This window comes from Staphylococcus haemolyticus (genome assembly GCF_006094395.1).
In the GTDB taxonomy this organism is placed as follows: domain Bacteria; phylum Bacillota; class Bacilli; order Staphylococcales; family Staphylococcaceae; genus Staphylococcus; species Staphylococcus haemolyticus.
This window is the reverse complement of sequence record NZ_CP035291.1, coordinates 1,529,642-1,550,697: the sequence shown is the minus strand read 5'-3', so window position 1 is coordinate 1,550,697 and position 21,056 is coordinate 1,529,642. Positions and strand designations below refer to the sequence as shown.

The following is a 21,056-nucleotide window of genomic DNA, read 5'->3' as shown; positions in this document are numbered from 1 at the left end:
ATTTAAATTTATACTTTTTCGTTATATTATAAAATTAATATAATATAATTAAATTAAAGGATGATCTTGAAGTCTGAGAGTAATCGACGCAGGTAAGAAGTATGTAATAGTTAATAATTTATAAGGGGATGAGTTTTATGAGTAGAGAATTGAGAAGAAAGTTAACTTTTTATATTAATGTAGTTACTTTATTGTTAGCTATGGTTAACTTCTTTAAGAAATAAAAGGAGTGTTTAACATTATGAAAATCAACAGGGATCAAATATCTCTATATTTAACAATAGGGATTTTTATATTAGTATTACTTGCTTTAATATCTAGCTTTATAAATTAATATTTATGAATAAATTGATTGAATATAAACTAGAAAACTTACTGAAAAATTATAAGAGGCAATATGTTTCAGTAGGTATTAAAGATTTAGCAACTTTAACAGGGTTAAGTAAATCAACCCTTCAAAATAAAATAGTTTGTAAACCTGAAATAGTCGAAGTAACTCGCCGGATGGGATTTAGAGTAATATATCTTTATCCAGAAGTGCTTGATGCTTATCAAAAAGTTATTAATAGAATAGGCATTTAATAAATGAGCAGAGATTTTTAAAAGAGTTGACTACTTGAATTTTTTGCATTTTCACTATGAACAAGCAATTCTAGTTTTAATTTCTTTTATGATTGAGTACCAATGCTATTTTATATTTTAGTTTTTGCGGTTACGTTTAGAACTTTTATTTTACCCCAATGTGCTATAAGAATTATGAATTACATGTTTTTGTGTTTAGTCATAAAATTCTCCACCTTATTTTTCACTTTTATAGCAATTACTTATTAAATTAGTAGTTTAAATTATAAAAATTTAATAAACTTTTAGATGACGAATATAAAAAACAAAGTATAATATTCTGGTATGCAACCTAAAATGTAAATATTAATAGGGGCAACTAATAAAATTAGCAGTATTACAAAATACTTTTTAAAGGGGAATAAACATGGAATTTAATTTTGAAATTACTGTTGAAAATGGTAAAACAACTAAAAAAGACAAGATAATAGCGTTCATCAGTTTAATTGTATTAATATGCTGTATTTATTATAAACTACATTAAAAAACAGGATTTCCTTTTAGGAAGTCCTGTTTTTCAGATGTTAAATTAACTCTAATAACTTATCTACATTTTCTTCGGTAGTAGCCCAACTTGTCGCAAATCTAACAACACGATGATTATCATCATATTTCTCCCAAATCGCGAACTTTACTTTTTGTTTCAACGCTTTAATCTTTTCTTCACTAAGTACAAAAAATTGTTGATTAGTAGGTGAATCAAAGTAAAGTTGATAGCCTTTTTCAAGAAATCCTTTTTTCATTTTATTAGCCATATTAATGGCATGACGGCTAATATCTAAATATAAATTATTAGTGAATAATTCCAGAAATTGTACACCTACTAAACGACCTTTAGCAAGTAAAGCACCATGTTGTTTGATTCGAGTGGTAAAGTGTTTTGGCTCATTATTTTTAGTGAATACGATGGCTTCACCACATAACGCACCTATTTTAGTACCACCTATATAAAAGATATCACAGTATTTAGCAATGTCTTCAAATGTTAAATCACTTTGATCACTCATTAAACCATAGCCTAAACGCGCACCATCCATAAATAAAGGTACATTATGTTCTTTACACACGTCAGCAAGATTCTTCAATTCTTTTTTACTATACAAAGTACCGTATTCTGTAGGGTGTGAAATATAAACCATTCCTGGAAAGACCATGTGTTCACGTTTAAAATCATTGTAAAACGTATCTAGATATGCATTAACTTCTTTTGGTCTAATTTTACCTTCGTGAGATGGGACAGTTAAAACTTTATGACCACTAAATTCAATAGCACCGCCCTCATGTACAGCTACGTGACCAGTGTCAGCTGAAATCACACCTTCATATGGCTCTAGTACCGAATTAATAACAACTTGATTGGTTTGCGTACCACCAACTAAGAATCGTACAGTCGCTTCTGGACAATTGATAACAGATTTTATTTGTTCTGCTGCTTGCTTTGAAAATTGATCATCACCATAGCCAGAGGCCTGGATTAAATTGGTATCAAATAATCGTTGTAATACGTTTTCATGTGCACCTTCAAGGTAGTCATTTTCAAAAGAAATCATATAATACCCCACAATCTAAATAATTTAATTATTCTGAAAATTCAATAGAATGACTTTAGTATACAATAATTTATCTCTTATGTGAATTTAATATTTTAAATATATAATTGTAAGCGTTTTAATAAAATATAAGTTATAGAATGAATTAATTTGCGATTTAAATGTAAAAAGACTATGATTTAATCAAATAAGTTGAAATGGAGTGTTGTAGAATGAGTAAAATCAAATTTAAAAAGATTCAAGAAAAAACACTGGATGAGTTAGAAAAAGAAATTAATATGTATCTTGAAAGTGATGAAGGAAGTCAATTTGAAGTTCTAAATATTTCAATAGACAAAATAGAAGAACGTAAATTTCCAAATAATGAAGAAGTGCTAAATGCCATCTTGATCTTAAATGCTAAGTAAATAATTTAAATTATAAAATTAAATAGGAGTATTATTTTATGAAATTCATGTTCGGCCCAGATTTGGGAACTGTTTTTACGATTTTATTAGCACTAGGCTTTGTGATAAATCTAGTATTAGCTTTTATTATCATCTTTTTAGAAAGAAATAGAAGAAGTGCGTCTTCTACATGGGCGTGGCTCTTTGTATTGTTTGTTTTACCATTAATCGGGTTTATTCTTTATTTATTTTTTGGCAGAACTGTTTCAAAAAGAAAAATGGAGAAAAATAATGGTAAGGAATTAGATACATTTAAAAGTGTTATAAAGGATCAAGTTAAACAATTTGATGCACACAATTATCAAACTGATAATCAACAAGTAACAAAACACAGAGATTTAATTAGAATGTTATTAAACAAACAAGATGCATTTTTAACCGAAGATAATCACATTGACTTATTTACAGATGGTAATAAGCTATATGAGAAAGTCATTGAAGACATTTATAACGCTAAGAACTACATACATTTAGAGTATTATACATTTGAACTTGATGGCTTAGGTCATCGTATTCTAGATGCATTAGAAACGAAACTCAAAGAAGGGCTAGAAGTAAAAATATTATATGATGATGTAGGCTCTAAAAAAGTAAGAATGTCGAAATTTCATCATTTTGAATCATTAGGTGGCGAAGTTGAAGCTTTTTTTGCATCTAAGTTTCCACTTATCAATTTTAGAATGAATAACCGTAATCATAGAAAAATTATAGTGATTGATGGTCAAGTTGGTTACATCGGAGGGTTTAATATTGGCGATGATTATTTAGGACTTGGTAAACTAGGATATTGGAGAGATACACATATACGTGTTGAAGGTGACGTTATAGACGCATTACAAATACGTTTTATATTAGATTGGAATTCACAAGCGCACCGCCCACAATTTGAATATGATGATAAATACTTCCCTAAAAAAAGACAGCATAAAGGGAAATCAGCGATTCAAATTGCTTCAAGTGGTCCAGCATTTGATTTACATCAGATTGAATATGGATATACTAAAATGATTATGAGTGCAAAAAAATCTATATATATGCAAAGCCCTTACTTTATTCCAGATCAATCGTATATCAATGCACTTAAAATGGCAGCGAATGCTGGCGTTGATGTACACTTGATGATTCCATGTAAACCAGATCATCCGTTTGTATATTGGGCGACATTTTCATATGCTGCTGAATTGTTAAATAGTGGTGTGAAAATCTATACATATCAAAATGGATTTATCCACTCTAAAGTTATGATGATTGATGATGAAATTTGTAGTGTCGGTTCAGCTAATATGGATTATCGTAGTTTCGCGTTAAACTTTGAAGTGAATGCTTTTATTTATGATGAAGAAATCGCTAAAGAAATCAGAGTTGCATATGAAGATGACATTAAAAAATCAAAATTATTAACTTTAGAAAAATACAATAACCGTTCGCTTTCAATTAAAGTTAAAGAAGATATTGCTAAATTAGTATCACCAATTTTATAGCATATAGAATCTATTATAATAGTTAAAAATTATGAGATTAAGCAATTTAATGTTGCTTAATCTCTTTTTTGCTACCTCGTCGTAGTTAATATGACAAATGTCATATTAAAATCGTGACAATTTGAACTAATTTTAAATTCGATTAAAAGATAAAGTAGATATATAAATTAAAAGGATGTGAGGTCGTTATGATATATATTAATCAATTAAAGAAATCGTTTGGTAAAAAGACAGTTTTGAATAATATCTCATTAGATATCGAGGAAGGAAAGTGTACTGCATTAATCGGAAAAAATGGTGCAGGAAAGTCCACTTTAATAGATATACTTATTGGTCATAAGCATGCGAATAGTGGAACAGTCGAAGATAAACTTAATTTAATATCCTCACATAATATGGGCATATTATTTCAAACTACGAATTTACCTAAGCTCATTAAAGTAAAAGAACTATATCATTTATATCAACAATTATATACCAATCCTATGACATTTAATGAGTTTCAAAAATTAACTCAATTTTCTAATCTTCAATTGGAACAATATGCTAATAAATTATCAGGAGGTCAAAAGAGATTACTAGACTTTGTTCTAACTTTAATAGGCAAACCTCAATTTTTAATATTAGATGAACCAACAACATCAATGGATATTGAAACAAGAGAACACTTTTGGAATCTAATTGAACAACTTAAAGAAGATGGTATAACTATACTTTACACCTCTCATTATATTGAAGAAGTCGAAAGAATGGCTGATAAAGTTGTCTATTTAGAACAAGGAAGTATCAAAATTAATGATACACCACATAATATCTTATTTAGTCAAAATAATTCAATTATTGAAATAATGACCTTTACGGAAGAACAATATCAAATACTTTCAGAAACATATGATATAGAAATTACGAATGGTAACTTAAAAATTCAAACAGAAAATGTTGAAGCAGTTATTACAAATCTAATTAAAATAAATGTAGATTTAAATCAAATCACAATTTATAAAAAATCTTTATTGGAACTCATGTTTTCAAAAGAAGAAAGAGTGGTGCAATAGACTATGACGAACATTATAACGTTACTTGATATTGAATATAAATTATTATTTCGACGCAAATTATCATCATTTATGGCTTTCATCTTCCCTTTGGCATTCTATTTATTGTTTACATCATTAATTGATATGCCAGCAGATGCGAAAAAAGTATTTTACAAAGAGTATATGTATAGTATGACGGTATTCAGTTTAATGGGATTTTGCCTGATGCAATTTCCATTAGAAATAATCGAGGAAAGAAACAGTGGTTGGTATAAAAGATTAATTTCTACACCGATCACAGTGTTAAATTATTATTTAGCTAAGATTATTAAAACTATGACTTTATTTTTAGCTTCAATATTGCTTTTATTCTGCGTAGCACACTTCTATAAAGGGGTAGATCTAAGTGTAAGTGAATGGATTTTATCTGGTGTCTCTTTATGGTTAGGTGCTAGCATGTTTTTGACATTAGGTTTAATCATTACGCAATTTACTGAAACACAGAAAGCAAGCAGCGTAGCTAATCTATGTAATATTGTATTAGCCATTATTGGTGGATTGTGGTTCCCTGTTAGTACATTTCCTGATTGGATGCAAACAATTGCTAAACTAACACCAACGTATCATTTACGTCATTTGGCACTTGAATTTGGTAAAGGTAATGGCTTTAATGTACAATCATTCATAATTTTAGGTATTTATAGCATTATTTTCTTAATTATTGCATTATTAATTAATAAGAGCAAAGAGGTGGAATAAATGAAGCGTAGTTTAGGAGCTAAAATGGGAGAGATTTCATCTTTAATTTACTTAATATTTTCATATTATGGTTTGTATTTAACATGGCAAGATGATAGCTTTTTATTAAATTTATTTATTGTAATCATTTTTACATTTGCATATGCTAGTTTAATTCTTTTTCATGAAGCATTAAGCCATCGTATCAATTTAATGTTATTTTTTATTCATTTTCTAGCGATTATTTACTTTGTATATGCATACAATCCAACATTGAGTTTATTTTTCTTCTTTAGTGCATTTGCTATACCATTTTTATTTAAAAGGGGAGTAAAATCAATAGAGTTTATGTTATTAATAAGCTCAATGATTACATGTATCATCATAACGATTATACAAACGAATCACTTTTATGTCGTGAGTATTATTATTTATTATATTGTTATTTTAGCAATATTATTTGGTAATTTTAAAATAATGAAAGAGAGACAATATCGTCAACAAATTGAAGAAAAAAATAAATATATTAATATTTTGATTGCGGAACAAGAACGTAATCGAATAGGTCAAGACTTACATGACACGTTAGGACATGTATTTGCAAGTTTGAGTGTTAAATCAGAATTAGCTGCAAAACTAATCGATAAAGATCCGATAGCAGCTAAGAAAGAAATACTAAATATAAACGAAATTTCGAAAGATACATTAGAGAAAGTAAGACATATTATTGAAAATTTAAAAGTTCAAACTTTTGAAGAAGAAATTCAATCTATAGAACAATTCTTAAAGGATGCAAATATTCACTTTAACTTTGAAAATATAAGAGGTGCGAGTTCCCTCAACCCAACTAAACAGACGATATTATCAATGATACTTAGAGAAGCGGTTAACAATGTAATTAAGCACGCGGAAGCCTCTGAAATTAATGGGAAAATAGAAAGTTACGACAATGGTATTAAATTAATCATTAGTGACAACGGTATAGGTCTGAAACAACCTAGCGAAGTAAAATTAAAGAGTATTAACGATAGGGTAGCGTTATTGAGCGGGACAGTTAATATCACTTCTAAACAGGGTACGACTATCGATATTATGATTCCGAGAGAAGGTGTAAAATGATTTCAATCGTAATTGCAGAAGATCAAAATATGTTGCGTAAAGCAATGATACAATTAATTGAATTTCACGACGATTTAAAAGTGATAGATGATTTTGATAATGGTATTGACGCATTACAATCTATTAATAGTCAACAGCCTGACATTGCTATTTTAGATATTGAGATACCAGGAATGACGGGTTTAGAAGTATTATCGCAATTAAGAGAAAATAAAATTAATACAAAAGTGATTATTGTCACGACTTTTAAAAGGCCTGGTTATTTTGAAAGAGCTGTTGCAAACGATGTTGATGCCTATGTGTTAAAAGAACGATCGGTAGATGATTTAGTTGCAACCATTCATAAAGTTTTAAATGGCGAAAAAGAATATAGTACGTCTTTAATGACATCTTTGTTTAAAGAGGCTAATCCATTAACGCATAAAGAACAAGTCGTGTTACGTGAAATAGGAGAAGGATTAAGTAATAAAGAAGTCGCTGATAAACTCTATCTTTCAAACGGTACTGTAAGAAATTACACTTCTAATATAATTGATAAACTTGAAGCGGAGAATCGTTTTGATGCATGGAAAAAAGCAAATGAAAAAGGTTGGATATAAAATTTAATGGTTGTAGTTAAATATGAAGAAAAGAGTCAGTACATAAGTTTGCTCTTAAGAGAATGGTTTCCAAGAACCAAAACACTTTATGTCCTGACTTTTGTGAAATATAATACTATAATTTAAAATTTGAGATTTGGCTTGGTAAATTCATTAATTATCTCTTTTTTGAGTTTCTAGATTGTCAACATGAGTGGCTAATAACCTTAACACTTGAGCAACCTTATCTGGAGGTGTATCTTTCGCCAAAGTATGTTCGAATACATGGCCATTTTGTGTTTGTACTTTATAAATTAGACCGTGATTATCTATAATTACGTCTAGAATTTCCATAATAACACCTCGCTAATTGTTTAATGATGAGGCTTTTTGTTAGTTAAAATTGTGATAAATTAATCATTTTTTAAAATTAATTTTATACATTTAAGGTGTTCCTTATAAATACCACAATATTAAGAAGTTAACCTTAAATATAAAAAAAGTTGGGAGTAAGATAAAAAATTCAGTTTGAATTCTTTGTCTTACTCCCATTATTTTTGCAAGTAAAATTTCATTTAATGTTTTATATCAAGCTACTTGTTCTTTCTTTTGCGTATTATAGATTGAATGATATAAGCAATAAATCCTACTAAGACGCCTAATAATACAGCTACTACGACAGAAACAATAATAGGTAACTTATAGACAATTTGAAGTATTACACCGACTATTATAGCTATAATTACAGCTACGGTTGTCAATAAATTTTCATTTTTCTCAGACATTGATGTCACTCCTAACGCATTTATTATAGCATGATAGCTCTAATTTTTTCACTTTTTGCGATAAAAGTAGATACTATCATCGTCTAACTAAAATAAGAAGTCATTGACGACTAATTTTAATTTATATATTATATTTATTATTGAAATTAAAAGCGTAGGTGACATCTTTGAATTCGAAAAAATCATTAAGTATCATAGTTTTAGCTGTTTTAGTGGTAGGCGTATTAGCCTTTCAATTTATTAATCACACTGGGCCTTTTAAAAATAATGGTTCACAGTCATCAAACAGTACTAACATTAAAGACAAAGAAAAAGTACATGTAGATCGAGTCGTAGATGGTGATACATTTGTTGCAACAAATAGCGAAGGGAAAGAAATTAAAGTTAGACTTATAGGTATAGATACTCCAGAAACAGTCAAACCTAACACACCAGTTCAACCATATGGTAAAGAAGCATCTAATTATAGTAAACAACACTTAAATGGGAAAGATGTATATTTAGAATATGACAAAGAAAAAGAAGATAGATATGGTCGGACACTTGCTTATGTGTGGTTAGATGAGAACATTATGTACAACGAAGAATTAGTTAAAAATGGATTAGCACGTGAAAAGTACTTCTCACCGAATGGCAAATATCGTTCTCTCTTTGAAAAAGATGAGCAACAAGCTAAAAAGGATAAAGTGAATTTATGGAGTTAAAAATAAGCGATTGACACGTGTATCAGTATGTAGATTCACTGTCAATCGCTTACTTAATGAATTAATTATTAAAGCTATTTACGATTTTGTTAACTTGGTCTTCAGAAAGTGGGTGTTTAGATAAATCAATTGCATTTTTGATTACCGCTTCAAGTGATGATTTAGTTGAAACGGTGTCTACATATTGAGCTCTTTCCTCAGATCCCTCAATGATATTTACGCTACCATCGCTAAAGTAAACGACACCGATGCTTTGTACTTTATGATTGAAATGATTTTCAATACCATCTTTTAAAACTTTAGAATTAATCGCCGCTTGTTCATACGGATCATGATCATAAAATTCATAAATTACGCGATTGTTTTGGATTTTTTCAACGAAAGTATAAATTTCACTACGTGGTGAATCAAACTGACTGTGATATTGTTTGCTTACATAATGACCGACAATCTGATTAACATCACTTGTATCAATTTGCATATCGTCATCTACCGGTGCATCAAAATGGTAGAACGTTTTTTGTTTCCAGTTTTTGACGTCAATATTGATTAAGCCAACATCTGAAACGACAATATAATCAAATGTTCTAGCGTACTCAAAGAAAGGGTGTTTCGTAGCTAAATTACTTGTCGTTATAATATCGTAATACTTTAACTTGCCTTCGTCTTTATACTTATCAAGAATGCTAGTTAAAACGTGTTTTGCGTTGCGCTTTGCATGTGAACTAACATCATTATTAGAACTAAGCATTTGATTTTTAAGTTCTAAATTTTCATTGCTAAGCGTCGCATTCTTAGTTACCATCTGATTTCTTGCGTACACTTCTGTATCAACTCTATCTTGCATGTAACGTTGATTTAAGATGAACGCCAAAATAAGTATAACGATGATAACAATTAAGATAATTGTTAATGTCATAATTCATCACCTATGTTCGAATTTTAATTTTATATCACTCTTTTATATAAATAGTAATAATGTGAGCGATATGAAATAACATATAAATTATATCTATTATAATTGCGTAGTTCAACAAAATGTAAATTAAGTTAAATTATTAAAATAATAAATATTACCTAATTTTAGCAATATTATTATTTTGTTTATTATCAAATTTACAATCCTTCACAATTCGTAAATTGAAATCAGAAATAAGGATATGTATAATTAATGTATGAAAGCGTTTCCTTTGGAGGTAGTAATATGGAACATCAACAACATGTAGAAGAGCTAGTTAAAATATTAAAAAATGAATGTCGTACTTCATTCAAATTTCATGGGGAAGTCGCAATGCAGCTATTTTTAAGTGATAATTTTATTCTACCTTCTAGAGTCGACATATGCGTAGAGCGTAAACAACTAGTTGAAGTATTAAAAGTAATTTCGTCCACGTATCATTTAAATTATTATGATAAAAATAATAATTTAATGAATCGAGACCAATTAAGTGTACCCGAAATTGCACACATAGATATTACTTTTAACGGAGAATTATTAATGAATATCTTTATTTATGATGTCGTAAATGAAGAGTGGATATTTAGATTAGATAGTAATATTAGAATTCCTAAGAATAGTATTTATTTTCATTCGCTGACATGGGGAGTAGATTATATTAAACCAGAAATCGTGCTAATGTACGACTTATTGGATAATCAAAATTACCATCAATTACCTAATTATAAAATGGTTTTAGACTCATTAAGTTATTATCAATTTGTTATATTAAAAGTTGTCGTAGGGGAGCAACGTATCAATGAGGCATTAGCTCATAACAAATTATAAAGAAGCATCTAATATTTAAGTGGAATGTACAAAACATGACTACTTAAATACTAGATGCTTTTTAACTATGCTTGCTTATTTAGATTTTTCAAACAAATGCCATGATAACAATATTCATATGTAGATAAAACAGCCTTATCTGCATCTTCAATTGAAATACCGAACATCATTGATATTTCAGACGAGCCTTGGTTGATCATTTTCAAATTGATATTAGACTCTGCTAACGCATGGGTAATAGTGTTAGCAGTACCGATTGCTTTATTCATTCCTTCACCAACAATCATTAAAATCGCTAAGTCGTGTTCAATACTTAATTCATCAACATCGCAACGTTTACGTATAGCGTTAAGTACATCTTTTTCTTTACCTTTTAATTGATGTGTTCGAAGGATGATACTAATACTATCAATACCTGAAGGCATATGGTCGAAAGAAATATTGTAATCTTCTAATATTTCAAGAATTTTACGTGTGAAGCCGACCTGTCTATTCATTAGATATTTTTTAATATTAATAACACTAAATCCTTTATCACAACTTATACCTATAATGACATTTTTATCACTTACATCTCTATCATGGCGTATAAATGTACCTTTATCTTGAGGGCGATTAGTATTTTTAATAACCACTGGAATTCTGTGTTTATAGAGTGGCTGCAATGCTTCATCATGGAAGACGCTAAACCCAGCATATGAAAGTTCTCGCATTTCACGATACGTAATTTCTTCAATAAGATCCGGATTGTTAATTATATTAGGGTTTGCCTTATAAATACCTGATACATCAGTGAAGTTTTCATATAAAGATGCTCTAATTCCTCTAGCAATGATTGCACCTGTAATGTCAGAACCACCTCTTGGGAACGTAACGACATAATCATTTTTAGAAACACCAAAGAATCCTGGGATAATAATTTTACCTTCAATATCTTTTAATTTACTAATCTTCTCATAAGCTTCTTCCAAGATTTGAGCTTGTTGCGGTAAATCTGTAACTAGAATACCTGCATCTTTTGGAGAAAGGTATGTCGTTTTAAAACCTTGCGAATCATTATAAGATGCAATTAATTGCGCATTAAAATTTTCACCACAAGAAAGAATTGCATCGTATAATCTTAAAGGCTTATCTTTTAAAGTTGAAATAATCTCTTCTAATGTGTCATCAATTACTTTTAATAATGAATCATCCATATCAAGATCATGTAAAATATCTGCATAACGTTGAATAATTTCTTTCCTTTTATCTTGATAATTAAGATTATTCATTACTTTTTCATATAATCGAACTAGAAGATCGGTCGTTTTAACATCATCTTTGTGTCTTTTGCCTGGTGCAGAAACAATAATAATTTTACGATCTGAATCGCTATTAACGATATCTAGGACTTTTTTGATTTGTGTTGCATTTGAAACTGAACTACCGCCGAATTTTGCCACTTTCATATACCTAATCAACCTTTCTAAAAAATCAGAAAATTCTATTTAATTTTCTGATACCACATGATAATATAAAGCTAAGTATTTACATTTTATGCTAAAAAGTCCTATTAATTTAATATGGTTTAATAGTATACTAAAATAAAGTATATTTCAATAAAACAATTGTATTTCTCAGTTATACAAATGGAGGAAGATAAAAATATGAAAGAATTAAATATTGCTTTGCTTGGTCTAGGAACAGTGGGATCGGGTGTAGTTAAAATAATTGAAGAGAATCGACAACAAATTATAGATACGTTAAACAAAGATATTGTTATAAAGCATATTTTAGTGCGTGATAAATCTAAGAAAAGACCTATAAATATTAGTCGATATCATTTAACTGAAGATGTTAATGAAATTTTAAATGATGATTCTATCGATATCGTCATTGAAGTAATGGGGGGCATTGAACCTACTGTTGATTGGTTAAGAGATGCTTTGAAAAGCGGTAAACATGTAATTACTGCAAACAAAGATTTATTAGCCGTACATTTGAAGCTACTAGAAGATTTAGCTGAGGAAAAGGGACTTGCGTTGAAATTCGAAGCGAGTGTTGCCGGTGGTATCCCTATAGTAAATGCTATTAATAATGGATTGAATGCTAATAACATTTCTAAATTTATGGGAATACTAAATGGTACATCTAACTTCATCTTATCTAAAATGACACGTGAACAAACAACGTTTGAAGATGCTCTTGATGAAGCGCAAAGGCTAGGTTTTGCTGAAGCAGATCCGACTGATGACGTAGAAGGTATTGATGCAGCACGTAAAGTTGTTATCACTTCTTATTTATCATTTAACCAAGTCATTAAACTAAATGATGTTAAAGTTCGTGGTATAAGTCAGACAACTTTATCTGATATCAATGTCGCGGACAAATTAGGTTATAAAATTAAATTGATTGGTAAGGGAACTTATCAAAATAGTAAAGTAAACGCATCAGTTGAACCAACATTAATACATAAATCCCATCAACTAGCTACAGTTGAAGATGAATATAATGCAATCTATGTCGTAGGCGATGCAGTGGGCGATACAATGTTCTATGGGAAAGGTGCAGGTAGCTTAGCTACTGGAAGTGCTGTTGTAAGTGATTTACTAAATGTGGCATTATTCTTTGAATCAAATACGCATACATTACCACCTCATTTTGAATTGAAAACCGATGCAACTCGCGAAATTATGGATACGGAAGATGTCGTAGCTATTCAAGAGAAGTTAAACTATTATATTGTTCTTAATAGTGACTTATCAAAAGAAAAATTTAAATCATTATTGAAAGAAACGTTACCTTTCCATAAATCACTACAAGTTGAACAACGTGATGAACAAACGTATGGTGTAGTTATTATAGGTTTAGATCAGTCACCAGAGGACGTTTTAAGTAAAGCTGATTTTAATATCGAGAAAATTTATCCAGTTGAAGGGGTTTAATGTTTATGAAAAGATGGCAAGGTTTAGTTGAAGAGTTTAAAGAATATTTACCAGTTAACAGCGACACACCAAAGTTAACATTAAATGAAGGACATACTCCATTAATTCATTGTGAGAACTTGTCTAAGATGTTGGATATTGATTTATATGTAAAATATGAAGGTGCAAATCCTACAGGTTCTTTTAAAGATAGAGGTATGGTCATGGCAGTTACTAAAGCAAAAGAACAAGGGAAAAAAGTTGTTATCTGTGCATCTACTGGTAATACATCAGCTTCAGCAGCTGCATATGCTGCACGAGCTGGATTAAAAGCAATTGTAGTTATTCCAGAGGGTAAGATTGCACTCGGTAAATTATCGCAAGCTGTTATGTATGGTGCTGAAATTGTTTCTATTGAAGGAAACTTTGATGAGGCTTTAGAAATTGTTAAGGAAATTGCTGAAAATGATGAAGAAATTGAGTTAGTTAATTCAGTGAATCCGTATCGTATTGAAGGACAAAAAACGGGTGCATTTGAAATTGTTGAACAATTGGAACAAGCTCCAGACGTACTCGCAATTCCAGTTGGAAACGCAGGCAATATTACTGCTTATTGGAAAGGTTTTAAAGAATACCATGAGAAAAAAGGTAGTCAATTACCTCGATTATTTGGCTTCCAAGCAGAAGGTGCGTCACCAATTGTTCAAAATAAAGTGATTAAAAACCCTGAAACAATTGCTACAGCTATTCGAATTGGTAATCCAGCTAGTTGGACTAAAGCTACGAATGCGTTAGACGAATCTAATGGATTGATTGATAGCGTTACTGATGAAGAAATTTTAGAAGCTTATCAATTAATGACTTCTAAAGAAGGTGTATTTAGCGAACCAGCTAGTAACGCCTCAATTGCAGGTCTGATTAAATTACATCGAGCAGGACAATTACCTAAAGGCAAAAAAATAGTAGCTATTTTAACTGGTAATGGATTAAAAGATCCTGATACTGCTATTTCAATATTAGATAACCCTATTCAACCGCTTCCTAACGATAAATCAAGTATTATTGATTACATTAAAGGAGCTTTGTAAAAATGACTGAACAGTTGCACTTAAAGATACCAGCGTCTACTGCTAATTTAGGCGTTGGTTTCGATTCGATAGGTATGGCTATAGATAAATATTTACATCTTTATGTGAAACGAATTGAAGAGGAAGAATGGGAATTTACATATTTAAATTCTGAATTAGATTCACTTCCTAAGAACAAAGACAATTATGTTTTTAAAGTGGCTCAGCAAGTCGCATCTAAATATAATGTAAAATTACCTAGTTTAAGTGTTGAAATGCGAAGTGATATACCATTAGCTAGAGGTTTAGGCTCATCGGCGTCTGCATTGGTAGGCGCTTTATACATTGCAAATTATTTTGGCAATATTCAGCTTTCTAAATATGAATTACTTCAATTAGCTACAGAAATAGAAGGTCATCCAGATAATGTTGCGCCTACAATTTATGGTGGCTTATTAGCAGGCTTTTATAATCCAGATACAAAAGAAACGAATGTAGCACATATTGATGTGCCAGATGTTGATATAATTCTAACTATACCTCCATATGAATTAAAGACTGAAGATTCTCGTAACGTTTTACCTGATCAATTTTCTCATAAGCGCGCGGTTCAAAGTAGTGCAATAAGTAATACGATGCTGTGTGCATTAATTCAACATAATTATGGACTTGCTGGGAAAATGATGTCACAGGATGGCTTCCATGAGCCATATCGCCAACATTTAATATCTGAATTTAAAGAGGTTAAAGCTATAGCTCAACAATATGATGCATATGCGACAGTTATTAGTGGTGCAGGACCTACCATATTAACAATGAGTTCTAAGGAGAAGAGTGGTCAATTAGTTAGAGCGTTAAGAAAAGCCGTTACAACATGTCATTCAGAATTAGCAACAATCAATGAAATTGGCGTTGTTGAAGAAATTGTGTATCCTTCATAAAATTTATTGTAAAATATAAACGAGTAAATTTCGAAAGGAGTACACTTCAGATATGAGTAATTATAAAATGATCGTTATGGACATGGACGATACTTTAATTAATAGTGAGAATAAAGTAAGTAAAGAAACTAAAAATTACTTGATAGATATTCAAAACCAAGGCTATAAAGTAGTGTTAGCTTCAGGAAGACCAACTGAAGGTATGCTACCAATTGCAAAAGAATTAGAATTAGATGTTCATGATAGTTATATCATCAGTTACAACGGCGGTAAAACAATCAAAGTAGCAACAGAAGAAGTAGAAGTGAGTCAAAGTGTATCTAAGAAGAATTTTGACCTTATTGTGGATTTTTGTCGTGAACATAACTTTTTAATCCTGACATATCAAGATGGTCATATTATCCATGATGGTGATCATGAATATAGAGATATTGAATCAGAACTTACCGGGCTACCTATGAAACGTGTAAATGATATTAAAGCTTATATTAACGATAGCGTTCCAAAAGCGATGGGCGTTGATTACGCAACAAATATTGCTAAAGTACGTGATGATATGCATGGAAGTTTTAATTCAGAAATTGATGTAACAACAAGTAAACCATTCTTTTTAGAATTTATGGCAAAGGATGTTTCAAAAGGTAATGCGATTAAAGCATTATGTGAAAAATTAAATGTATCATTATCTGAAGTAATTTGTTTTGGTGATAGTTTAAATGATCAATCAATGTTTGAAGTAGTGGGTTGTGCTATCGCGATGGGAAATGCAAATGAGGAACTGAAGGCTATTGCAGACAAAATAACGTTAGATAACGATTCTAATGGTATTCCCGCAGCTTTAAAAACACTTTTGTAATACAAAATAAGGCATGAGTATACGAATGTAGTTTATTTCATCATAATTACCATGATGAATGATCCATTCGATCTCATGCCTTTTTTATTATTTAGCAGTATGTGTCCATTCGTGCTTCCCTTTTGATCGCTTTACATAAGCGTAAACTTGATCAGCAGCATAATCTAAATTTGTATACACTGTAATTGTAAATGCAGACTGGTTTTCTCTGAAAGGTTCAGTACTAAATACATCTTTTAAATGTGTAAATAAATTTTCCATTTGGTCATGTTCAAGACTAGGGTACTCTCTTAATGTACGTTTTAGTAATTGACCATTTTTTTCTTCTAGTGATTGTACTACTATAACGAAACGTTCTTCACTCTTAATGACATCATCAAATAAGTTTGTTTGACCAACCATCTTGCTTTCACCTCTAAGTCATTATCTTTACTACTATTATACTAGATAACTGTTTTTTCGAAAATATCAATATGTTGAAACAAAAAAATGCGAGTCACTAAAAAGGATTTACTATACTTTTAGTGCTCGCATTTTATTATTTAATTTTCTTTATGATAATGATGTGGTGTGATATCCATATCATTTAATTTAACGAACTTCGTTTTTCTTATTAATTTATGAGCTAAGAAAATGAGTCCTAAAATAATAATAGGTAAGATGTTAACGAAAAATTTACCTATATTACCATCGAATAAATCTCCAATTGAATTACCAAAGTATAAGAAAATTAAAGTTGCAAATACTAAAATTGGTCCAAGAGGGTACAATGGTGATTTATAAGGTAAAAGTTGATTGATATCTTGTCCTTGAAGTTTAATAGCTTTACGCAATCTCACTTGTGCCCATGAACTAGCTGCCCAAACAATGATTACCAATGAACCTATAATGTTTAATAAACTAAATACAGCATTTGAATAAAAATTAGCAATAATGATAATTGCAACGATTAGAATATATGTTGTAACTAATGCTCTTAAAGGTAATTTGGATTTTTCATTAAGCTTACTTAAGAACTTTGGTGCTTGTTTTTCATCACTTAAAGAGAATAACATTCTACTAGTGGTGTAAACACCTGAATTTGTCGCAGATAATAATGATGTCAATATAACAGCGTTAATAACTGAAGCGGCAAAAGCAACACCAATTCTGTCAAATACAATTGTGAAAGGGCTTTGTGTTACTGATTCATTTTCATTTAATAATAATGGATCTGTATAAGGAATGATAGCTGCAATAACACCAATTGATAATACATAGAATAATAAAATTCTCCAAAAAACTTGTTTAACAGCTTTAGGCATTGTTTTTTCTGGATTATCAGATTCGCCAGCAGTTACTGCTACAACTTCAGTACCACCAACTGAGAATCCGGCTACTAGTAAAACGCCTAAGAAACCAGATAAACCACCTACGAATGGTGCCTCGCCTTTAGTATAGTTTTCAAAACCGTAAGTATGGCTACCTAATATACCGAAGATCATCAAGAAACCAACAATAATAAATATAATAATAGTTAATACTTTAACTAAAGATAACCAAAATTCAGTTTCCCCAAAAGCTTTTACCGTGAAGATGTTTAATAAAAATACAATTGTGATAAAGATTAAACTCCAAGTAAGTGGACTAAAGAATTTAAATATATCCCAATAATATAAAACGTTTGAAGCTACCATAACATCTACACTGGATACTAATGCCCACATGATGTAGTATAACCATCCCATAGTAAAACCTAGAGAAGGGTCTACGAATCGCGTTGCGTATGAACTGAACGATCCTGAAACAGGATAAAATGTTGCCAATTCACCAATTGACGACATTAAAAAGTAAAGCATTATGCCAATTAATAAATAAGCTAATATAGCGCCACCAGGACCGGCTTGAGCAACAACACTACCTGTTGCTACAAAGAGCCCCGTACCAATTGCGCCACCTATAGCAATCATAGATATGTGTCTTGAGTTAAGACCTCTTTTCATATTGTTATCTTCCATATGATGTCTCCTAATTCTAAATTTAAAATATACAAACCATTTTAATCCTTTTAAGGACAGTATTCAATAACTTTTCAACAAATCAGCTTAAAAATTTTAAATTTTCTGAAATTTTATAGGTTATTAAAAATGTTTTAATTATAGGGGTTATGGGTTTATTATTAGTAGATTCTACATTATAATTATTATAAATAAGTGAAAGGGGAATTAACTATGGCGAAAGATGATAAAAGATTAACTGGTTTGTTTGGGCACCCAGTTTCAGATAGAGAAAACAGTATGACAGCTGGTCCTAGAGGTCCGTTGTTAATGCAAGATGCATATTTCTTAGAACAAATGTCACATTTTGATCGTGAAGTAATTCCAGAACGACGTATGCACGCGAAAGGTTCAGGTGCATTCGGTACGTTTACAGTAACAAATGATATTACGAAATATACAAATGCTAAAATCTTTTCAGAAGTAGGAAAACAAACAGAAATGTTTGCACGTTTCTCAACAGTTGCGGGTGAACGTGGCGCTGCTGATTTAGAAAGAGATATCCGAGGATTTGCACTTAAATTCTATACTGAAGACGGTAACTGGGATTTAGTAGGTAATAACACACCTGTATTCTTCTTTAGAGATCCAAAATTATTTGTGAGCTTAAACCGTGCCGTAAAAAGAGATCCACGAACAAATATGAGAAGCCCTCAAAATAACTGGGACTTCTGGACTGGCGTACCGGAAGCACTACACCAAGTTACAATTTTAATGTCAGATAGAGGTATGCCTAAAGACTTCCGTCATATGCACGGCTTCGGTTCACATACGTATTCTATGTACAATGATGAGGGTGAACGTGTTTGGGTTAAATATCATTTTAGAACACAACAAGGCATTGAAAATTATACAGATGATGAAGCGGCTGAAATTGTAGGTCAAGATAGAGAGTCATCACAACGTGACTTATACGATGCAATCGAAAATGGCGATTATCCAAAATGGAAAATGTACATTCAAGTTATGACAGAGGAACAAGCTAAAAATCATCCAGATAATCCATTTGATTTAACTAAAGTTTGGTATAAAGGTGATTACCCATTAATTGAAGTGGGTGAATTTGAGCTAAATAGAAATCCTGAGAATTATTTCATGGATGTTGAACAAGCTGCTTTTGCTCCAACAAACATTATTCCTGGTCTAGATTTCTCACCAGATAAAATGTTACAAGGACGTCTATTCTCATATGGTGATGCGCAACGTTATAGATTAGGTGTCAATCATTGGCAAATTCCTGTTAACCAACCTAAAGGTGTTGGCATTGAAAATATGTGTCCATTTAGTCGTGATGGTCAAATGAGATTCCTTGATGGAAATCAAGGTGGTGGACCTCATTATTATCCAAATAATAAAGGTGTTTACCAATCACAACCTGAATATAAAAAACCAGCATTCCCAGTAGATGGAGACGGTTATGAGTACAATCAAAGACAAGATGATGATAATTACTTTGAACAACCTGGTAAATTGTTCCGTTTACAATCTGATGATGCTAAAGAAAGAATCTTTACTAACACAGCAAATGCAATGGATGGTGTGAGTGAAGACGTTAAACATAGACATATTCGTCATTGTTATAAAGCTGATCCAGAATATGGTAAAGGTGTTGCCAAAGCATTAGAAATCGATATTAATGATGTTGATTTAGAAGGTACTAACGACGAAACTTACGAGAATTTTTAATAGTACTAAAAAATTAGATTGCGTAGAGCATTTTAATATGGTAAAATTTTAAATCGTAAGTATTCCTAGTTAAATGAGAAAGGATGTTAATTATGCGCGTTAATGTAACATTAGCTTGCACAGAATGTGGCGATCGTAATTATATTACTACTAAAAATAAACGTAATAATCCTGAGCGTATTGAAATGAAAAAATATTGCCCAAGATTAAATAAATACACGCTACACCGTGAAACTAAATAATCTCTTATCTTTTAAATACGACATTAAAGATAAACTTAGAGCTTGCCGAAGTATAATAATCTTATACTTCGGTTTTTTTAATTATTTAAATGAAATTAAGTCATCAGTCTTGTAAATTTAAAATCATGTGTTATTATATAAAACGTAATAATTACGATTTAAAAAACAGGAGTGAAATATATGGCAAAAAAATCTAAAATTGCTAAAGAAATGAAAAGAGAAAAATTAGTTAATCAATATTATGAATTACGTAAAGAATTAAAAGCTAAAGGAGATTATGAAGCATTACGTAAGTTGCCACGTGATTCTTCACCAACGCGTTTAACTCGAAGATGTAAAGTAACAGGACGTCCAAGAGGTGTATTAAGAAAATTTGAAATGTCTAGAATTGCTTTTAGAGAACATGCACACAAAGGACAAATACCTGGTGTCAAAAAATCAAGTTGGTAAAATGCAAATCTAGTACTTTAGTCCATTTAC

General features: G+C 30.6%; 23 protein-coding genes. 16 read left to right on the top strand and 7 right to left on the bottom strand.

The features are described 5' to 3' along the window. Positions 1 to 339: 339 nt before the first annotated feature. Positions 340 to 582, top strand: coding sequence for a hypothetical protein (locus tag EQ029_RS07460; protein WP_041615161.1), 243 nt, complete (start codon positions 340 to 342; stop codon positions 580 to 582). Between the two features lie 563 nt (positions 583 to 1,145). On the opposite strand, the gene EQ029_RS07455 is transcribed toward EQ029_RS07460, so the two are convergent. After that, complete coding sequence (locus EQ029_RS07455; RefSeq protein WP_011275882.1) at positions 1,146 to 2,171, bottom strand: threonine aldolase family protein; 1,026 nt, start codon at positions 2,169 to 2,171, stop codon at positions 1,146 to 1,148. 212 nt (positions 2,172 to 2,383) lie between these two features. Here EQ029_RS07455 and EQ029_RS07450 point away from each other — a divergent pair, with 212 nt between their 5' ends. From EQ029_RS07450 to EQ029_RS07425, 6 genes are all read left to right on the top strand, one after another. Beyond that, entirely contained in the window at positions 2,384 to 2,578 is a 195-nt protein-coding gene (locus EQ029_RS07450; RefSeq protein WP_011275881.1) for a hypothetical protein, read from the top strand. Positions 2,579 to 2,616: 38 nt separating this feature from the next. Beyond that, positions 2,617 to 4,098: a cardiolipin synthase gene (gene cls / locus EQ029_RS07445; RefSeq protein ID WP_011275880.1), complete on the top strand. Its 1,482-nt coding sequence runs from the start codon at positions 2,617 to 2,619 to the stop codon at positions 4,096 to 4,098. 188 nt (positions 4,099 to 4,286) lie between these two features. Next, positions 4,287 to 5,153 carry an ABC transporter ATP-binding protein gene (locus EQ029_RS07440; RefSeq protein ID WP_011275879.1) on the top strand — a complete coding sequence of 289 codons (867 nt, stop codon included), beginning with the start codon at positions 4,287 to 4,289 and terminating at the stop codon, positions 5,151 to 5,153. Between the two features lie 3 nt (positions 5,154 to 5,156). Continuing rightward, positions 5,157 to 5,894 (top strand): ABC transporter permease, encoded by a 738-nt coding sequence (locus tag EQ029_RS07435; protein WP_011275878.1) that lies wholly within the window; start codon positions 5,157 to 5,159, stop codon positions 5,892 to 5,894. Beyond that, positions 5,895 to 6,992, top strand: coding sequence for a sensor histidine kinase (locus EQ029_RS07430; protein WP_057504802.1), 1,098 nt, complete (start codon positions 5,895 to 5,897; stop codon positions 6,990 to 6,992). It begins immediately after the preceding gene. Further along, positions 6,989 to 7,591: a response regulator transcription factor gene (locus tag EQ029_RS07425; protein WP_011275876.1), complete on the top strand. Its 603-nt coding sequence runs from the start codon at positions 6,989 to 6,991 to the stop codon at positions 7,589 to 7,591. Before EQ029_RS07430 ends, EQ029_RS07425 begins: the two co-directional genes overlap by 4 nt. A 153-nt stretch (positions 7,592 to 7,744) precedes the next feature. On the opposite strand, the gene EQ029_RS07420 is transcribed toward EQ029_RS07425, so the two are convergent. Continuing rightward, positions 7,745 to 7,924, bottom strand: coding sequence for a hypothetical protein (locus EQ029_RS07420; RefSeq protein ID WP_011275875.1), 180 nt, complete (start codon positions 7,922 to 7,924; stop codon positions 7,745 to 7,747). Between the two features lie 239 nt (positions 7,925 to 8,163). Then, complete coding sequence (locus tag EQ029_RS07415; RefSeq protein WP_037558044.1) at positions 8,164 to 8,355, bottom strand: hypothetical protein; 192 nt, start codon at positions 8,353 to 8,355, stop codon at positions 8,164 to 8,166. Between the two features lie 167 nt (positions 8,356 to 8,522). On the opposite strand from EQ029_RS07415, the gene nucI reads away from it, so the two are divergent. After that, on the top strand, positions 8,523 to 9,059 hold the full coding sequence (gene nucI / locus EQ029_RS07410) for a thermonuclease NucI (RefSeq protein ID WP_011275873.1): 537 nt from the start codon (positions 8,523 to 8,525) through the stop codon (positions 9,057 to 9,059). Between the two features lie 61 nt (positions 9,060 to 9,120). On the opposite strand, the gene EQ029_RS07405 is transcribed toward nucI, so the two are convergent. Continuing rightward, a complete protein-coding gene (locus EQ029_RS07405; RefSeq protein ID WP_011275872.1) occupies positions 9,121 to 9,978 on the bottom strand; it encodes a hypothetical protein in 858 nt (285 codons plus the stop codon). 285 nt (positions 9,979 to 10,263) lie between these two features. Here EQ029_RS07405 and EQ029_RS07400 point away from each other — a divergent pair, with 285 nt between their 5' ends. Next, a complete protein-coding gene (locus EQ029_RS07400; protein WP_011275871.1) occupies positions 10,264 to 10,845 on the top strand; it encodes a hypothetical protein in 582 nt (193 codons plus the stop codon). Positions 10,846 to 10,910: 65 nt separating this feature from the next. On the opposite strand, the gene EQ029_RS07395 is transcribed toward EQ029_RS07400, so the two are convergent. Then, positions 10,911 to 12,293, bottom strand: coding sequence for an aspartate kinase (locus tag EQ029_RS07395; RefSeq protein WP_053021263.1), 1,383 nt, complete (start codon positions 12,291 to 12,293; stop codon positions 10,911 to 10,913). Positions 12,294 to 12,491: 198 nt separating this feature from the next. On the opposite strand from EQ029_RS07395, the gene EQ029_RS07390 reads away from it, so the two are divergent. The 4 genes from EQ029_RS07390 to EQ029_RS07375 are packed head-to-tail and all read left to right on the top strand — an operon-like array spanning position 12,492 to position 16,612. Next, complete coding sequence (locus tag EQ029_RS07390; RefSeq protein ID WP_011275869.1) at positions 12,492 to 13,769, top strand: homoserine dehydrogenase; 1,278 nt, start codon at positions 12,492 to 12,494, stop codon at positions 13,767 to 13,769. Positions 13,770 to 13,774: 5 nt separating this feature from the next. Continuing rightward, complete coding sequence (thrC, locus tag EQ029_RS07385; RefSeq protein ID WP_011275868.1) at positions 13,775 to 14,836, top strand: threonine synthase; 1,062 nt, start codon at positions 13,775 to 13,777, stop codon at positions 14,834 to 14,836. A 2-nt stretch (positions 14,837 to 14,838) separates the two neighbouring features. After that, positions 14,839 to 15,756 (top strand): homoserine kinase, encoded by a 918-nt coding sequence (thrB, locus tag EQ029_RS07380; protein WP_016931071.1) that lies wholly within the window; start codon positions 14,839 to 14,841, stop codon positions 15,754 to 15,756. 52 nt (positions 15,757 to 15,808) lie between these two features. After that, entirely contained in the window at positions 15,809 to 16,612 is an 804-nt protein-coding gene (locus EQ029_RS07375; protein WP_016931072.1) for a Cof-type HAD-IIB family hydrolase, read from the top strand. 87 nt (positions 16,613 to 16,699) lie between these two features. Here EQ029_RS07375 and EQ029_RS07370 read toward each other — a convergent pair whose 3' ends face one another. Both EQ029_RS07370 and EQ029_RS07365 read right to left on the bottom strand, forming a co-directional pair. Next, on the bottom strand, positions 16,700 to 17,014 hold the full coding sequence (locus EQ029_RS07370) for a hypothetical protein (RefSeq protein WP_016931073.1): 315 nt from the start codon (positions 17,012 to 17,014) through the stop codon (positions 16,700 to 16,702). A gap of 140 nt (positions 17,015 to 17,154) precedes the next feature. Next, positions 17,155 to 18,609 (bottom strand): amino acid permease, encoded by a 1,455-nt coding sequence (locus EQ029_RS07365; RefSeq protein ID WP_057504803.1) that lies wholly within the window; start codon positions 18,607 to 18,609, stop codon positions 17,155 to 17,157. Between the two features lie 213 nt (positions 18,610 to 18,822). Here EQ029_RS07365 and EQ029_RS07360 point away from each other — a divergent pair, with 213 nt between their 5' ends. The 3 genes from EQ029_RS07360 to rpsN all read left to right on the top strand — a co-directional run bounded on the left by EQ029_RS07360 (position 18,823) and on the right by rpsN (position 21,026). Continuing rightward, positions 18,823 to 20,334, top strand: a complete 1,512-nt coding sequence (locus EQ029_RS07360; RefSeq protein WP_016931074.1) for a catalase — start codon at positions 18,823 to 18,825, stop codon at positions 20,332 to 20,334. 92 nt (positions 20,335 to 20,426) lie between these two features. Next, positions 20,427 to 20,576: a 50S ribosomal protein L33 gene (gene rpmG / locus EQ029_RS07355; RefSeq protein WP_001265708.1), complete on the top strand. Its 150-nt coding sequence runs from the start codon at positions 20,427 to 20,429 to the stop codon at positions 20,574 to 20,576. Between the two features lie 180 nt (positions 20,577 to 20,756). Then, positions 20,757 to 21,026 carry a 30S ribosomal protein S14 gene (rpsN, locus tag EQ029_RS07350; RefSeq protein ID WP_011275862.1) on the top strand — a complete coding sequence of 90 codons (270 nt, stop codon included), beginning with the start codon at positions 20,757 to 20,759 and terminating at the stop codon, positions 21,024 to 21,026. Positions 21,027 to 21,056 lie beyond the last annotated feature (30 nt).

What these genes read in the sequence shown, in the direction of transcription:
- EQ029_RS07420 (WP_011275875.1), bottom strand. Translation starts at nt 7,924, where the DNA reads ATGGAAATTCTAGACGTAATTATAGATAATCACGGTCTAATTTATAAA.
- EQ029_RS07390 (WP_011275869.1), top strand. Translation starts at nt 12,492, where the DNA reads ATGAAAGAATTAAATATTGCTTTGCTTGGTCTAGGAACAGTGGGATCG.
- EQ029_RS07460 (WP_041615161.1), top strand. Translation starts at nt 340, where the DNA reads ATGAATAAATTGATTGAATATAAACTAGAAAACTTACTGAAAAATTAT.
- EQ029_RS07360 (WP_016931074.1), top strand. Translation starts at nt 18,823, where the DNA reads ATGGCGAAAGATGATAAAAGATTAACTGGTTTGTTTGGGCACCCAGTT.
- EQ029_RS07450 (WP_011275881.1), top strand. Translation starts at nt 2,384, where the DNA reads ATGAGTAAAATCAAATTTAAAAAGATTCAAGAAAAAACACTGGATGAG.
- EQ029_RS07405 (WP_011275872.1), bottom strand. Translation starts at nt 9,978, where the DNA reads ATGACATTAACAATTATCTTAATTGTTATCATCGTTATACTTATTTTG.
- EQ029_RS07440 (WP_011275879.1), top strand. Translation starts at nt 4,287, where the DNA reads ATGATATATATTAATCAATTAAAGAAATCGTTTGGTAAAAAGACAGTT.
- rpsN (WP_011275862.1), top strand. Translation starts at nt 20,757, where the DNA reads ATGGCAAAAAAATCTAAAATTGCTAAAGAAATGAAAAGAGAAAAATTA.
- EQ029_RS07435 (WP_011275878.1), top strand. Translation starts at nt 5,157, where the DNA reads ATGACGAACATTATAACGTTACTTGATATTGAATATAAATTATTATTT.
- EQ029_RS07430 (WP_057504802.1), top strand. Translation starts at nt 5,895, where the DNA reads ATGAAGCGTAGTTTAGGAGCTAAAATGGGAGAGATTTCATCTTTAATT.
- EQ029_RS07425 (WP_011275876.1), top strand. Translation starts at nt 6,989, where the DNA reads ATGATTTCAATCGTAATTGCAGAAGATCAAAATATGTTGCGTAAAGCA.
- thrB (WP_016931071.1), top strand. Translation starts at nt 14,839, where the DNA reads ATGACTGAACAGTTGCACTTAAAGATACCAGCGTCTACTGCTAATTTA.
- EQ029_RS07375 (WP_016931072.1), top strand. Translation starts at nt 15,809, where the DNA reads ATGAGTAATTATAAAATGATCGTTATGGACATGGACGATACTTTAATT.
- cls (WP_011275880.1), top strand. Translation starts at nt 2,617, where the DNA reads ATGAAATTCATGTTCGGCCCAGATTTGGGAACTGTTTTTACGATTTTA.
- EQ029_RS07415 (WP_037558044.1), bottom strand. Translation starts at nt 8,355, where the DNA reads ATGTCTGAGAAAAATGAAAATTTATTGACAACCGTAGCTGTAATTATA.
- rpmG (WP_001265708.1), top strand. Translation starts at nt 20,427, where the DNA reads ATGCGCGTTAATGTAACATTAGCTTGCACAGAATGTGGCGATCGTAAT.
- EQ029_RS07455 (WP_011275882.1), bottom strand. Translation starts at nt 2,171, where the DNA reads ATGATTTCTTTTGAAAATGACTACCTTGAAGGTGCACATGAAAACGTA.
- EQ029_RS07370 (WP_016931073.1), bottom strand. Translation starts at nt 17,014, where the DNA reads ATGGTTGGTCAAACAAACTTATTTGATGATGTCATTAAGAGTGAAGAA.
- EQ029_RS07395 (WP_053021263.1), bottom strand. Translation starts at nt 12,293, where the DNA reads ATGAAAGTGGCAAAATTCGGCGGTAGTTCAGTTTCAAATGCAACACAA.
- EQ029_RS07365 (WP_057504803.1), bottom strand. Translation starts at nt 18,609, where the DNA reads ATGGAAGATAACAATATGAAAAGAGGTCTTAACTCAAGACACATATCT.
- thrC (WP_011275868.1), top strand. Translation starts at nt 13,775, where the DNA reads ATGAAAAGATGGCAAGGTTTAGTTGAAGAGTTTAAAGAATATTTACCA.
- EQ029_RS07400 (WP_011275871.1), top strand. Translation starts at nt 10,264, where the DNA reads ATGGAACATCAACAACATGTAGAAGAGCTAGTTAAAATATTAAAAAAT.